Origin of the sequence: Enterobacter cloacae complex sp. P18RS (assembly GCF_014982105.1) — a bacterium.
Lineage (GTDB): Bacteria > Pseudomonadota > Gammaproteobacteria > Enterobacterales > Enterobacteriaceae > Enterobacter > Enterobacter hormaechei_C.
In genome coordinates this window covers 1-12,927 of the sequence record NZ_JADCKV010000014.1, presented here as the reverse complement: position 1 = coordinate 12,927, position 12,927 = coordinate 1, and the positions used below count along the sequence as shown (strand labels likewise).

Here is a 12,927-nt window from a genome sequence, read left to right as displayed (position 1 = left end):
ACGCCCTAATACCTCTTCGAACAATGACATATATCGCCGAACTCGGCTCTTTCTGGAGTCGCTTTGATGATGATAAAAAAAATCAGTGGTCGCCATGCTGCTTCTGGCCTGGTGGGTGTTTCAGTCTGCCTGCTTTTTTGTAACACCGCTTTTGCGTGGCAACAGGAATATATCGTTTCAGATGCTCAAAGTAATACGATGGAACGCTATACATGGGACGCCGATCACCAACCTCGTTATGAAGATATTCTCGCGGAGCGTATTAACCGTACGCAGAATGCTGCGGGGTTTACCCTGAACGATCCCTCCGGTTCGGATGCGGAAACCGTTCTGAGCGTTGGCTGGAATTTTCCCGTGGCGGGACATTTCACCACCGGGCCCGTAATGGCGTGGCGCACTGATGGCGCTCCCTCCGCACCAGTGAATGCGTTTGAGGATACAACCACCACGCAGTCGCTTACCGATCCACTCTGGCATGCCAGCGTGAACTCATTGGGGTGGCGTGTCGATACGCAGTATGGTGATTTACACCCCTGGGCGAAGATCAGCTATAACCAGCAAACTGAAGAAGAATATTTATATACGCTGGGATTGAGCGCCAAATTTTAAAGGGTTGTCACTTTTTTAAACGCTGCGGTAACATATTTAATACAATAACGGCAGGGACTGTAGCGATAGTGATCGCTCACCTTTGAGCTTTTTCTTCTCCGGCAAGGTCATTCATTCCCGCTTCCAGGCATTTCATTCCGTTTCTCCTGCATTTCATGCCGTTTTACCCCTGGTGTTATGGGGTTTTGTTTATCGTGTCCTCAGCGAATTTCCTTAATTTATCTTGCAGGACACTGCCATGAACACATCAACTTATAACCGCACGCGTTGGCTGACGCTATTCGGCACCATCGTTACCCAGTTCGCACTGGGATCGGTCTATACCTGGAGCCTGTTTAACAGCGCCCTGTCTGATAAGATCGGCGCGCCGATAAGCCAGGTGGCGTTCTCCTTCGGCTTGCTGAGTCTTGGGTTAGCAATTTCCTCTTCCGTGGCGGGCAAACTTCAGGAGCGCTTCGGCGTGAAGCGTGTAACCATGGCCTCCGGGATCTTGCTGGGCGTGGGCTTCTTCCTGACGGCATATTCCGACAACCTGATGATGCTGTGGCTGAGCGCCGGGGTGCTGGTGGGGCTGGCGGACGGGGCAGGTTACCTGCTGACGCTGTCTAACTGCGTGAAGTGGTTCCCGGAGCGTAAAGGGCTTATCTCCGCGTTTGCCATTGGTTCATATGGCCTGGGCAGCCTTGGCTTCAAATTCATCGATGCGCATCTGCTGGCCTCGGTGGGGCTTGAGAAAACCTTTATGATCTGGGGCGTGATTGTGCTGGTGATGATCCTCTTCGGCGCAACGCTGATGAAAGACGCGCCGCAGCAGGAAGTGAAAACCGTTAACGGTGTGGTGGAGAATGATTTCACCCTTGCACAGTCCATGCGTAAACCGCAGTACTGGATGCTGGCGGTGATGTTCCTGACGGCCTGCATGAGCGGTCTGTATGTCATCGGCGTGGCGAAAGATATCGCGCAGGGAATGGTGAAACTGGACGCGGCGACGGCGGCGAACGCGGTAACGGTCATCTCCATTGCTAACCTCTCGGGTCGTCTGGTGCTCGGTATCCTGTCTGACAAAATCGCCCGCATCCGCGTGATTACGCTGGGGCAGGTCATCTCTCTGGTGGGCATGGCGGCGCTGCTGTTTGCACCGCTGAACGAAGCGACATTCTTTGCGGCGATAGCCTGCGTAGCCTTTAACTTTGGCGGTACCATTACCGTCTTCCCGTCGCTAGTGAGCGAGTTCTTCGGCCTGAACAATCTGGCGAAAAACTACGGTGTGATTTATCTCGGCTTCGGTATCGGCAGTATTTGCGGGTCGCTGATTGCCTCGCTGTTTGGTGGCTTCTACGTGACATTCTGCGTGATATTTGCCTTGTTGATTATTTCACTGGCGCTGTCCACCACGATTCGTCAGCCGCAACGCGAGGTCTATAAAGAAGCGCATGCATGATTCGATAAAAAGGGGCCGCAGGGCCTCTTTTTTTATCGCAATATCACTTCCGGACTTGTTATTTTGTAAAAATTCTCATCGATTCACATTCTCTGCTGCCACTTTTCTTCCTCGCTGTGGTCTACTTATCGCGCTTGTAGACGTTTCTGATAACGGTTTATCTCGCACCTACTTACTCTGTCTGCTTTCTCAATGAGATTCGGCGGGTCTTTATACCCCTTCCCCCAGGGTTGTTTGCATGAAATATATCAGGTCTCTTACCCAGCAAAGATTGTGTCTGATGCTGGCTGTCTATATCGGTTTGTTTCTGAATGGCGCGGTGCTGTTCAGAAGAGTGGAAGGTTATTTTGAACACCTCACCGTAAGAAACGGGATTTTCGCCGCGATTGAAGTGTTTGGCTCAATTCTGGCAACCTTCTTCCTGCTACGTCTGCTCTCGCTTTTTGGCAGACGTACATGGCAGGTTCTGGCCTCGCTGGTGGTGATTATCTCTGCCGCCGCAAGCTATTACATGACATTCATGAATGTGGTCATTGGCTACGGTATTGTGGCCTCGGTGATGACCACGGACATCGACCTCTCGAAAGAGGTGGTGGGGCAAGGGTTCATCATGTGGACGATTTTGACCTGCCTGATCCCGCTCTTCTTTATCTGGAGTAATACCTGTCGCTATACCCTGTTACGCCAGCTGCGTACCCGTGGGCAACGCATCCGCAACGTCGCCGTCGTTCTTCTGGCAGGTCTGCTGGTATGGGCGCCTATTCGCCTGATGGAAAAACAGCAAAAGCGGATCGAAAAAGCGACAGGCGTAGATATGCCAAGCTACGGCGGCGTGGTGGCTAACTCGTATCTGCCGTCTAACTGGCTGTCGGCGTTAGGTCTCTATGCCTGGGCTCAGGCGGACGAATCCAGCGATGTGAAATCGCTGATTAACCCGACCAAAAAGTTCACCTACCAGGCTCCGGCTGACGGACTGGATGATACTTACGTGGTCTTCGTTATCGGAGAAACGACGCGCTGGGATCATATGGGTATTCTCGGTTATGACCGCGATACCACCCCGAAACTGGCGCAGGAAAAGAACCTGGTGGCATACCGCGGCTACTCCTGCGATACCGCCACGAAGCTTTCGTTGCGCTGTATGTTTGTTCGTGAGGGCGGTGCGAGTGATAATCCTCAGCGCACTCTCAAAGAGCAAAACGTGTTTGCTGTTCTGAAGCAGCTTGGATTTAGCTCCGATCTGTTCGCCATGCAAAGTGAGATGTGGTTCTACACCAACACCATGGCGGATAACATCGCCTACCGCGAGCAGATTGGCGCCGAGCCGCGTAACCGCGGAAAGAACGTTGATGATATGCTGCTGCTCTCTGAGATGGAACAGTCGCTGAAAAACCATCCGCAGGGTAAGCACCTTATTGTTCTGCATACCAAAGGTTCACACTACAGCTACTATCAGCGTTACACGCGCGATTTCGCCAAATGGACGCCTGAGTGCGTCGGCATTAACAAGAACTGTAGCAAGCAGGAGCTGATCAATGCCTATGATAACTCGATTCTGTATGTGGATACCTTCCTCAGCCGGGTGATCGACCAGCTTCGCGATAAGAAAGCGATTGTGATTTACGCGGCCGACCACGGCGAGTCCATCAACGAGAAAGAGCATTTACACGGCACGCCGCGTAAGCTGGCCCCGCCTGAGCAGTTCCGCGTGCCGATGATCATGTGGATGTCGGATAAGTACCTGGAAAACCCGGACAAAGCCAAAATGTTTGCCCATCTGAAACAGCAGGCAGAGATCAAGGTACCGCGCCGTCACGTTGAGCTGTACGACACCATTATGGGTTGTCTCGGCTATACCTCACCGAACGGTGGGATTAACGAAAACAACAACTGGTGTAAACTCCCTGATAACACCACAAAAGCCGCGCAGTAGCTGGTCTGGCGAGAATATCGCCAGTTGAATGGCTTTTTGAAAATAAGGGATTGACGGGGGCGCACCTCAGCAGTAAGATGCGCTCCGCATTCGGCGAGTAGCGCAGCTTGGTAGCGCAACTGGTTTGGGACCAGTGGGTCGGAGGTTCGAATCCTCTCTCGCCGACCACATTCTAAAAAGGGCTAACCGCAAGGTTAGCCCTTTTTGCATTAACGCGTTACCCCGCACGAGTCCTCAAAATACCCCTTAGCCCTGCTTCCCCCTGCCTGCTTGCGGTTTTGTGACATAATCCATTGTATTTTTTTATATATAGTTTGATCTTTTTTCGCGTTGCTTATGGATAACCTCAGCATTTTTCGCTGTGCGTTTTAACGTTCGCGGTATTTAGTGCTCAGATAATCACCATTCTGTAAGAAAATTTACCCATTCTGAATAAAACTTAATCACTGAGTGTTGCGAAATATGAAGATAATTGTGCTGCATCATGGCGAGTAGCATAAATTTCTCTGCTGAAAACTCACGGTCAGGGTTTTTTTAATCTTTGTTTGCGGTTTCTCACACTCCACGTAAATCCCCGCCACCTGTATTGACGTTTTCACATTCTGTTGACAGATTGTAGGGCACGAGGGGCATTTCAGGGAGGATCTGCGCTGCAACTCAAACGCTCTTCTGAAAGGATTCTCTATCCCTTTTAACGCCTTCGGGCATCACCGACCGGACCGGGTAAAAAATAAATAAAGGTCAGGCGGCGTAACACAACAAAGCAAAACATCACATTGGAGCACAATAATGAGTATTTCCTTGAAGAAGTCAGGGATGCTGAAGCTTGGTCTGAGCCTGGTGGCCATGACCGTTGCAGCAAGCGTACAGGCAAAAACCCTGGTTTACTGTTCTGAAGGCTCTCCGGAAGGCTTTAACCCACAGCTCTTTACCTCTGGTACGACTTACGACGCAAGCTCTGTACCGATCTATAACCGTCTGGTTGAATTTAAAACCGGCACCACGGAAGTAATTCCTGGCCTGGCTGAAAAGTGGGATGTCAGCGAAGACGGTAAAACCTATACCTTCCACCTGCGCCAGGGCGTGAAGTGGCAGGACAGCAAAGAATTTAAACCTACGCGCGACTTTAACGCCGACGACGTTGTGTTCTCCTTCGACCGTCAGAAAAATGCCCAGAACCCGTACCATAAAGTGTCTGGCGGCAGCTATGAATACTTCGAAGGGATGGGTCTGCCAGACCTGATCGCTGAAGTGAAAAAAGTGGACGATAAAACCGTTCAGTTTGTGCTGACGCGTCCGGAAGCGCCATTCCTGGCTGACCTGGCGATGGACTTCGCCTCGATTCTCTCTAAAGAGTACGCGGACAACATGCTGAAAGCCGGCACGCCGGAAAAAGTGGACCTGAACCCAATCGGTACCGGCCCGTTCCAGCTGCTTCAGTACCAGAAAGATTCCCGTATTCTGTATAAAGCCTTCCCGGGCTACTGGGGCACCAAGCCGCAGATCGACCGTCTGGTCTTCTCCATCACGCCTGACGCATCCGTGCGTTACGCAAAATTGCAGAAAAACGAATGTCAGGTGATGCCGTATCCAAACCCGGCTGACATCGCGCGCATGAAGCAGGACAAAAATATCAACCTGCTGGAGCAGGCGGGCCTGAACGTGGGTTATCTCTCCTTCAACACCGAGAAGAAACCGTTCGATGACGTGAAAGTGCGCCAGGCGCTGACTTACGCGGTGAACAAAGAAGCGATCATCAAAGCCGTTTACCAGGGCGCGGGCGTTGCGGCCAAGAACCTGATCCCACCAACCATGTGGGGCTATAACGACGACATTAAGGACTACACCTACGATCCTGAGAAAGCGAAAGCGCTGCTGAAAGAAGCGGGCCAGGACAAAGGCTTCACCGTCGAGCTGTGGGCGATGCCGGTACAGCGTCCTTACAACCCGAACGCACGTCGTATGGCGGAAATGGTTCAGGCTGACTGGGCGAAGATTGGCGTACAGGCCAAGATTGTGACCTACGAGTGGGGCGAGTACCTGAAGCGCGCCAAAGCGGGCGAACACCAGGCGGTCATGATGGGCTGGACCGGCGACAACGGGGATCCGGACAACTTCTTCGCGACCCTGTTCAGCTGTGCGGCAGCGAAAGACGGTTCTAACTACTCTCGCTGGTGCTACAAGCCGTTTGAAGACCTGATCCAGCCGGCGCGTGCGACCGACGATCACAACAAACGTATTGAACTGTACAAGCAAGCGCAGGTTGTTATGCACGATCAGGCCCCGGCGCTGATTGTTGCTCACTCCACCGTGTACGAGCCAGTGCGTAAAGAAGTGAAGGGCTACGTGGTTGATCCACTGGGCAAACACCACTTCGAAAACGTATCTGTTGAATAATAAGTAGGGTGTTCTCCCTCTCCCTGTGGGAGAGGGCAGGGGTGAGGGGCGTGCATGCATCCCCTCATCCTAACCCTCTCCCACAGGGAGAGGGAATTTACATTTGTGAGCAATACAGACGTCACGCCACTGGGCGTGCGTCATCAGAGAGAATCCGGGTTATGTTGCAGTTCATCCTCCGACGTCTGGGACTGGTTATCCCGACGTTTATCGGTATCACCCTTCTCACTTTTGCCTTCGTCCATATGATCCCGGGTGACCCGGTAATGATTATGGCAGGCGAGCGTGGTATCTCCCCTGAACGTCATGCGCAACTGCTGGCTGAACTCGGCCTTGATAAGCCGATGTGGCAGCAGTATCTCCACTATATCTGGGGTGTGTTGCACGGCGATTTAGGGATTTCACTGAAAAGCCGTCTTCCGGTGTGGGACGAGTTCGTGCCGCGCTTTAAAGCGACGCTGGAACTCGGTATCTGCGCCATGATCTTCGCGACCGCGGTAGGGATCCCCGTTGGCGTACTGGCTGCCGTTAAGCGTGGCTCTATTTTCGACCACACCGCTGTTGGCCTGGCACTGACCGGCTACTCCATGCCTATCTTCTGGTGGGGCATGATGCTGATCATGCTGGTCTCGGTGCAGTGGAACCTGACGCCGGTCTCCGGACGCGTCAGCGACATGGTTTTCCTTGACGACACCAACCCGTTAACCGGCTTTATGCTGATTGATACGGCGATCTGGGGCGAAGAGGGCAACTTCATTGATGCGGTTGCGCACATGATCCTGCCTGCAATGGTGTTGGGCACCATCCCTCTGGCGGTGATCGTGCGTATGACCCGTTCCTCCATGCTGGAAGTGCTGGGCGAGGATTATATCCGTACTGCCCGCGCTAAAGGCCTGACCCGTATGCGCGTCATCATCATTCATGCCCTGCGTAACGCTATGCTGCCGGTGGTAACCGTTATCGGTTTGCAGGTCGGTACGCTGCTGGCGGGGGCGATCCTGACCGAAACCATCTTCTCCTGGCCGGGTCTTGGACGCTGGCTGATTGATGCGCTGCAACGCCGTGACTATCCGGTTGTGCAGGGCGGTGTACTGCTGGTCGCGACGATGATTATCCTCGTCAACCTGCTGGTCGATTTGCTGTACGGCGTGGTGAACCCGCGTATTCGTCATAAGAAGTAAGGGGCCATCATGTCACAAGTTACTCAAAATAAAGTGGTCACCGCACCGGTGCCAATGACGCCGATGCAGGAGTTCTGGCACTACTTCAAGCGCAACAAAGGCGCGGTCGTCGGGCTGGTGTATGTTTCCATCATGATCCTGATTGCGGTGTTTGCGAACTTCCTTGCGCCGTATAACCCGGCTGATCAGTTCCGCGATGCGCTGCTGGCACCTCCTGCATGGCAGGACGGCGGAAGCCTGACGCACCTGCTGGGCACCGACGACGTGGGCCGCGATGTGCTGTCGCGCCTGATGTACGGCGCACGCCTGTCGCTGCTGGTTGGCTGCCTCGTTGTCGTACTGTCGCTGATCATGGGGATCGTACTCGGCCTGGTGGCAGGCTACTTCGGCGGCATTGTTGATAACATCATCATGCGCGTCGTCGACATTATGCTGGCATTGCCAAGCCTGCTGCTGGCGCTGGTGCTGGTGGCGATCTTTGGTCCGTCGATTGGTAACGCCGCGCTTGCGCTGACGTTTGTTGCGCTACCGCATTACGTGCGTCTGACCCGTGCGGCGGTGCTGGTGGAAGTGAACCGCGACTACGTTACCGCCTCTCGCGTGGCGGGTGCCGGTGCGATGCGTCAGATGTTTATCAATATCTTCCCAAACTGCCTTGCGCCGCTGATTGTTCAGGCGTCGCTCGGTTTCTCTAACGCCATTCTTGATATGGCCGCTCTTGGCTTCCTTGGCATGGGTGCGCAGCCGCCAACACCGGAGTGGGGCACCATGCTCTCCGACGTGTTGCAGTTCGCGCAAAGCGCCTGGTGGGTCGTCACCTTCCCGGGTCTGGCGATTCTGCTGACGGTGCTGGCATTTAACCTGATGGGTGACGGTCTGCGTGATGCACTTGATCCCAAACTGAAGCAGTAAGAGGCACGAGATGGCGTTATTAAATGTAGATAAATTATCCGTGCACTTTGGCGACGAAGGCACACCGTTTCGCGCCGTGGACCGCATCAGCTACAGCGTTAATCAGGGCGAAGTGGTCGGGATTGTAGGAGAGTCGGGCTCCGGTAAGTCAGTGAGTTCGCTGGCGATTATGGGGCTGATTGACTACCCCGGCCGCGTGATGGCGGAAAATCTGGAGTTCAACGGTCAGGATCTGAAGCGCATTTCCGAAAAACAGCGCCGCCAGCTGGTGGGCGCGGAAGTGGCGATGATCTTCCAGGACCCCATGACCAGCCTGAACCCATGCTACACCGTCGGTTTCCAGATTATGGAAGCCATTAAGGTGCATCAGGGCGGCAACAAGAAAACCCGTCGCCAGCGTGCTATCGATCTGCTGAACCTGGTGGGGATACCTGACCCAGCATCGCGTCTGGACGTTTACCCGCATCAGCTTTCCGGCGGCATGAGCCAGCGCGTGATGATCGCCATGGCGATTGCCTGTCGACCAAAACTGCTGATTGCGGATGAACCAACTACCGCGCTGGACGTGACCATCCAGGCGCAAATCATCGAGCTGCTGCTGGAGTTGCAGCAGAAAGAGAATATGGCGCTGGTGCTGATTACGCACGACCTGGCGCTGGTGGCGGAAGCGGCACACAAAATCATCGTGATGTACGCGGGTCAGGTGGTGGAGACCGGAAGTTCGCACGATATCTTCCGCGCTCCGCGTCACCCGTATACGCAGGCGTTACTGCGCGCGCTGCCGGAGTTTGCCCAGGACAAAGCGCGTCTGGCGTCACTGCCGGGTGTGGTTCCGGGTAAATATGACCGTCCGCAGGGCTGCCTGCTGAATCCGCGCTGCCCGTATGCGACGGATAAATGCCGCGCCGAGGAGCCAGAGCTGAATCTGCTGGCCGATGGTCGGCAGTCAAAATGCCACTACCCACTCGATGATGCCGGGAGGCCAACACTATGAGTACGCACGAGGCCACCACGCAACAGCCGCTGTTGCAGGCTATCGACCTGAAAAAACATTACCCGGTGAAGAAGGGGATTTTTGCCCCCGAGCGCCTGGTAAAAGCGCTGGACGGCGTCTCCTTCAGCCTTGAACGCGGTAAAACGCTGGCGGTCGTAGGGGAGTCGGGCTGTGGGAAATCCACGCTGGGCCGTCTGCTGACGATGATCGAAACGCCAACCGGCGGCGAGCTTTACTATCAGGGCCAGGATCTGCTCAAGCACGATCCGCAGGCGCAGAAGCTGCGTCGTCAAAAAATCCAGATTGTGTTCCAGAACCCGTACGGTTCTTTAAACCCGCGTAAAAAAGTGGGGCAGATTCTGGAAGAGCCGCTGCTGATTAACAGCAATCTGAGCAAAGAGCAGCGTCGTGAAAAAGCGCTGGCGATGATGGCGAAGGTGGGGCTTAAAACCGAGCATTACGATCGTTACCCGCATATGTTCTCTGGCGGTCAGCGTCAGCGTATTGCCATCGCCCGTGGGCTGATGCTTGACCCGGACGTGGTGATTGCCGATGAGCCGGTCTCAGCGCTTGACGTGTCCGTACGTGCGCAGGTGCTTAACCTGATGATGGATTTACAGCAGGATCTGGGACTGTCGTACGTCTTCATCTCCCATGACCTGTCCGTGGTTGAGCACATTGCCGATGAGGTGATGGTGATGTATCTGGGACGCTGCGTGGAGAAGGGGACGAAAGATCAGATCTTTACTAACCCGCGTCATCCGTATACGCAGGCGCTGCTGTCTGCAACGCCGAGACTGAACCCGGATGACCGCCGGGAGCGCATTAAGCTGACCGGCGAGTTGCCAAGCCCGCTTAACCCACCGCCGGGATGTGCGTTCAACGCCCGCTGCCGTCGCCGCTTCGGTCCGTGCACGCAGTTGCAGCCACAGCTGAAGGATTATGGCGGACAGCTGGTGGCCTGCTTCGCGGTCGATCAGGATGAAAACGGCGAAAAGCCGCAGGCATAAATAAAAAAACCGGCGTTAAGCCGGTTTTTTTACGTCTGAGGTCTACTTCCGTAAACGAATCTGGTCGACGGCGTGTTTCTCACTCTTGGTGAGGATCAGGCTTGCGCGTTCGCGCGTCGGCAGGATGTTCTCTTTGAGGTTGACGTAGTTGATCTCATTCCACAGCCCGGTCGCCACGCTGATAGCCTCTTCTTCAGAGAGCTGGGCGTAGTTGTGGAAGTAGGAATCCGGGTCGGTGAACGCGCCTTCGCGGAACTTCAGGAAGCGGTTGATATACCAGCGTTGCAGCAAATCTTCCGGCGCATCGACATAAATTGAGAAATCGACAAAGTCAGAGACAAACACATGATGCGGATCGTGAGGATAATCCATCCCGCTTTGCAGGACGTTTAAGCCTTCCAGAATCAGGATGTCGGGCTGCACAACCGTTTTGTCGCCATCCGGGATGCGGTCGTAGATCAGATGCGAGTAAACCGGCGCGGTAACGTGAGGTACGCCCGATTTTAGATCTGAAACAAACTTTACCAGGCGGTGCATATCATAAGAGAGCGGGAAGCCCTTCTTTTTCATCAGGCCGCGTTCTTTCAACACCTCGTTGGGATGCAGGAAGCCGTCGGTGGTGATCAGCTCCACGCTGCGGTGTTCCGGCCAGCGGCTCAGCAGCGCCTGTAGCACGCGCGCGGTGGTACTTTTACCCACTGCCACGCTGCCCGCAATACTGATGATATAAGGAATACGTTGACCGTTCGTGCCGAGGAACTGTTCCAGTACGGCCTGACGGCGCAAATTGGAGCTGATATAGAAGTTAAGCAAGCGAGAAAGGGGGAGATAGATTTCTGCCACCTCTTCCAGGGAGAGATCTTCGTTTATCCCTTTTAGCCGTGCGATTTCACCTTCCGTCAGTGTCATAGGGACGGAGTCACGCAGGGCTGCCCACTGGCTACGGTTAAACTGAAGATAGGGCGTCATTAACGTTTGCTCTTTTTTGCTCATAAGCATGCTTCTGTGAACCATCACGAAACGGCGGGTGCGGGCTCATCACATAGTTAATTTTGGACAATGGGCAGGAGGTTAACACCAGATGAGAGGAATAATAAGAAAAAATATGGGAAAGCGATGCTTAACCGGGCAGGCATCACCTGGGGCTATAGCGTGCCGAAATCAGGCGTTCATGTTGAATTTTTAACCGTGAGCGGATGAATTTACAGCGGTTAGCCCTGGTTTCGAATAAAATGTGAGCGAAAGAACGTTTTATGCAATTTTTTAGTTGCATGACTGCGCAGGTCTCCATAGAATGCGCGCTACTTGATGCCGACTTAGCTCAGTAGGTAGAGCAACTGACTTGTAATCAGTAGGTCACCAGTTCGATTCCGGTAGTCGGCACCATCAAGTCCGGTGGGGTTCCCGAGCGGCCAAAGGGAGCAGACTGTAAATCTGCCGTCACAGACTTCGAAGGTTCGAATCCTTCCCCCACCACCACTTTCTGGCAGCGACAACGCCGCCGGAGCTGGTTGGAAAAATTGACCAGCTCGAACAGAAAAGAGAGAAATCTCTTTTTTTGTTACAGAAAGAACTGGGTAGCCGAGTTTCAGGATGCGGGCATCGTATAATGGCTATTACCTCAGCCTTCCAAGCTGATGATGCGGGTTCGATTCCCGCTGCCCGCTCCAATACGTGCTGATATGGCTCAGTTGGTAGAGCGCACCCTTGGTAAGGGTGAGGTCCCCAGTTCGACTCTGGGTATCAGCACCACTTCACTTCTCCCTCCCTTTCTCTCTGTTTCAATGTAAATGTATTCAACAGTTCAGGCATTTTCGCCTGGTTGATGTGGTGATATCACCGATTTATCCGTGTCTTAGAGGGACAATCGATGTCTAAAGAAAAGTTTGAACGTACAAAACCGCACGTTAACGTCGGTACTATCGGCCACGTTGACCATGGTAAAACAACGCTGACCGCTGCAATCACTACCGTACTGGCTAAAACCTACGGCGGTGCTGCTCGTGCTTTCGACCAGATCGATAACGCACCAGAAGAAAAAGCTCGTGGTATCACCATCAACACCTCTCACGTTGAGTATGACACCCCGACTCGCCACTACGCACACGTAGACTGCCCAGGCCACGCCGACTATGTTAAAAACATGATCACCGGTGCTGCGCAGATGGACGGCGCGATCCTGGTTGTTGCTGCGACTGACGGCCCTATGCCTCAGACTCGTGAGCACATCCTGCTGGGTCGTCAGGTAGGCGTTCCTTACATCATCGTGTTCCTGAACAAATGCGACATGGTTGATGACGAAGAGCTGCTGGAACTGGTAGAGATGGAAGTTCGTGAACTGCTGTCTCAGTACGATTTCCCAGGCGACGACACTCCAATCGTTCGTGGTTCCGCGCTGAAAGCGCTGGAAGGTGACGCAGAGTGGGAAGCGAAAATCATCGAACTGGCTG

At 53.8% G+C, this 12,927-nt stretch carries 10 protein-coding genes and 5 tRNA genes; 14 read left to right on the top strand and 1 reads right to left on the bottom strand.

Annotated features, from left to right (window positions below):
- Positions 1-66 precede the first annotated feature (66 nt).
- The 9 genes from INF61_RS10510 (at position 67) to dppF (ending at position 10,477) form a co-directional block, all read left to right on the top strand.
- On the top strand, positions 67-609 hold the full coding sequence (locus INF61_RS10510; RefSeq protein WP_015569983.1) for a hypothetical protein: 543 nt from the start codon (positions 67-69) through the stop codon (positions 607-609).
- 238 nt (positions 610-847) lie between these two features.
- Positions 848-2,050: an MFS transporter gene (locus INF61_RS10505; RefSeq protein WP_015569982.1), complete on the top strand. Its 1,203-nt coding sequence runs from the start codon at positions 848-850 to the stop codon at positions 2,048-2,050.
- Positions 2,051-2,288: 238 nt separating this feature from the next.
- Positions 2,289-3,983 (top strand): kdo(2)-lipid A phosphoethanolamine 7''-transferase, encoded by a 1,695-nt coding sequence (gene eptB / locus INF61_RS10500; protein ID WP_017383570.1) that lies wholly within the window; start codon positions 2,289-2,291, stop codon positions 3,981-3,983.
- Between the two features lie 91 nt (positions 3,984-4,074).
- Positions 4,075-4,151 (top strand) — tRNA-Pro (locus INF61_RS10495).
- A 621-nt stretch (positions 4,152-4,772) separates the two neighbouring features.
- Positions 4,773-6,380, top strand: a complete 1,608-nt coding sequence (gene dppA, locus INF61_RS10490; protein ID WP_006177809.1) for a dipeptide ABC transporter periplasmic-binding protein DppA — start codon at positions 4,773-4,775, stop codon at positions 6,378-6,380.
- Positions 6,381-6,541: 161 nt separating this feature from the next.
- Entirely contained in the window at positions 6,542-7,561 is a 1,020-nt protein-coding gene (dppB, locus tag INF61_RS10485) for a dipeptide ABC transporter permease DppB (RefSeq protein ID WP_006810536.1), read from the top strand.
- A 9-nt stretch (positions 7,562-7,570) separates the two neighbouring features.
- Entirely contained in the window at positions 7,571-8,473 is a 903-nt protein-coding gene (gene dppC / locus INF61_RS10480) for a dipeptide ABC transporter permease DppC (RefSeq protein ID WP_017383569.1), read from the top strand.
- Positions 8,474-8,483: 10 nt separating this feature from the next.
- Positions 8,484-9,467: a dipeptide ABC transporter ATP-binding protein gene (dppD, locus tag INF61_RS10475; protein WP_015569978.1), complete on the top strand. Its 984-nt coding sequence runs from the start codon at positions 8,484-8,486 to the stop codon at positions 9,465-9,467.
- Positions 9,464-10,477 (top strand): dipeptide ABC transporter ATP-binding subunit DppF, encoded by a 1,014-nt coding sequence (dppF, locus tag INF61_RS10470; protein ID WP_017383568.1) that lies wholly within the window; start codon positions 9,464-9,466, stop codon positions 10,475-10,477. Before dppD ends, dppF begins: the two co-directional genes overlap by 4 nt.
- Before the next feature lie 42 nt (positions 10,478-10,519).
- On the opposite strand, the gene coaA is transcribed toward dppF, so the two are convergent.
- Positions 10,520-11,470 carry a type I pantothenate kinase gene (gene coaA / locus INF61_RS10465; protein WP_015569977.1) on the bottom strand — a complete coding sequence of 317 codons (951 nt, stop codon included), beginning with the start codon at positions 11,468-11,470 and terminating at the stop codon, positions 10,520-10,522.
- Between the two features lie 317 nt (positions 11,471-11,787).
- Between coaA and INF61_RS10460 the strand changes: the two genes are divergently transcribed.
- From INF61_RS10460 to INF61_RS10440, 5 genes are all read left to right on the top strand, one after another.
- A tRNA-Thr gene (locus tag INF61_RS10460) sits at positions 11,788-11,863 on the top strand.
- An 8-nt stretch (positions 11,864-11,871) separates the two neighbouring features.
- Positions 11,872-11,956, top strand: a tRNA-Tyr gene (locus INF61_RS10455).
- 116 nt (positions 11,957-12,072) lie between these two features.
- Positions 12,073-12,147, top strand: a tRNA-Gly gene (locus INF61_RS10450).
- A 6-nt stretch (positions 12,148-12,153) separates the two neighbouring features.
- Positions 12,154-12,229, top strand: a tRNA-Thr gene (locus INF61_RS10445).
- 118 nt (positions 12,230-12,347) lie between these two features.
- A partial coding sequence (locus INF61_RS10440; protein WP_072099712.1) for a GTP-binding protein occupies positions 12,348-12,927 on the top strand: 580 nt, incomplete at its 3' end.

Coding starts and splice junctions, on each gene's coding strand:
- INF61_RS10510 (WP_015569983.1), top strand. CDS start 67: ATGATGATAAAAAAAATCAGTGGTCGCCATGCTGCTTCTGGCCTGGTG.
- INF61_RS10505 (WP_015569982.1), top strand. CDS start 848: ATGAACACATCAACTTATAACCGCACGCGTTGGCTGACGCTATTCGGC.
- eptB (WP_017383570.1), top strand. CDS start 2,289: ATGAAATATATCAGGTCTCTTACCCAGCAAAGATTGTGTCTGATGCTG.
- dppA (WP_006177809.1), top strand. CDS start 4,773: ATGAGTATTTCCTTGAAGAAGTCAGGGATGCTGAAGCTTGGTCTGAGC.
- dppB (WP_006810536.1), top strand. CDS start 6,542: ATGTTGCAGTTCATCCTCCGACGTCTGGGACTGGTTATCCCGACGTTT.
- dppC (WP_017383569.1), top strand. CDS start 7,571: ATGTCACAAGTTACTCAAAATAAAGTGGTCACCGCACCGGTGCCAATG.
- dppD (WP_015569978.1), top strand. CDS start 8,484: ATGGCGTTATTAAATGTAGATAAATTATCCGTGCACTTTGGCGACGAA.
- dppF (WP_017383568.1), top strand. CDS start 9,464: ATGAGTACGCACGAGGCCACCACGCAACAGCCGCTGTTGCAGGCTATC.
- coaA (WP_015569977.1), bottom strand. CDS start 11,470: ATGAGCAAAAAAGAGCAAACGTTAATGACGCCCTATCTTCAGTTTAAC.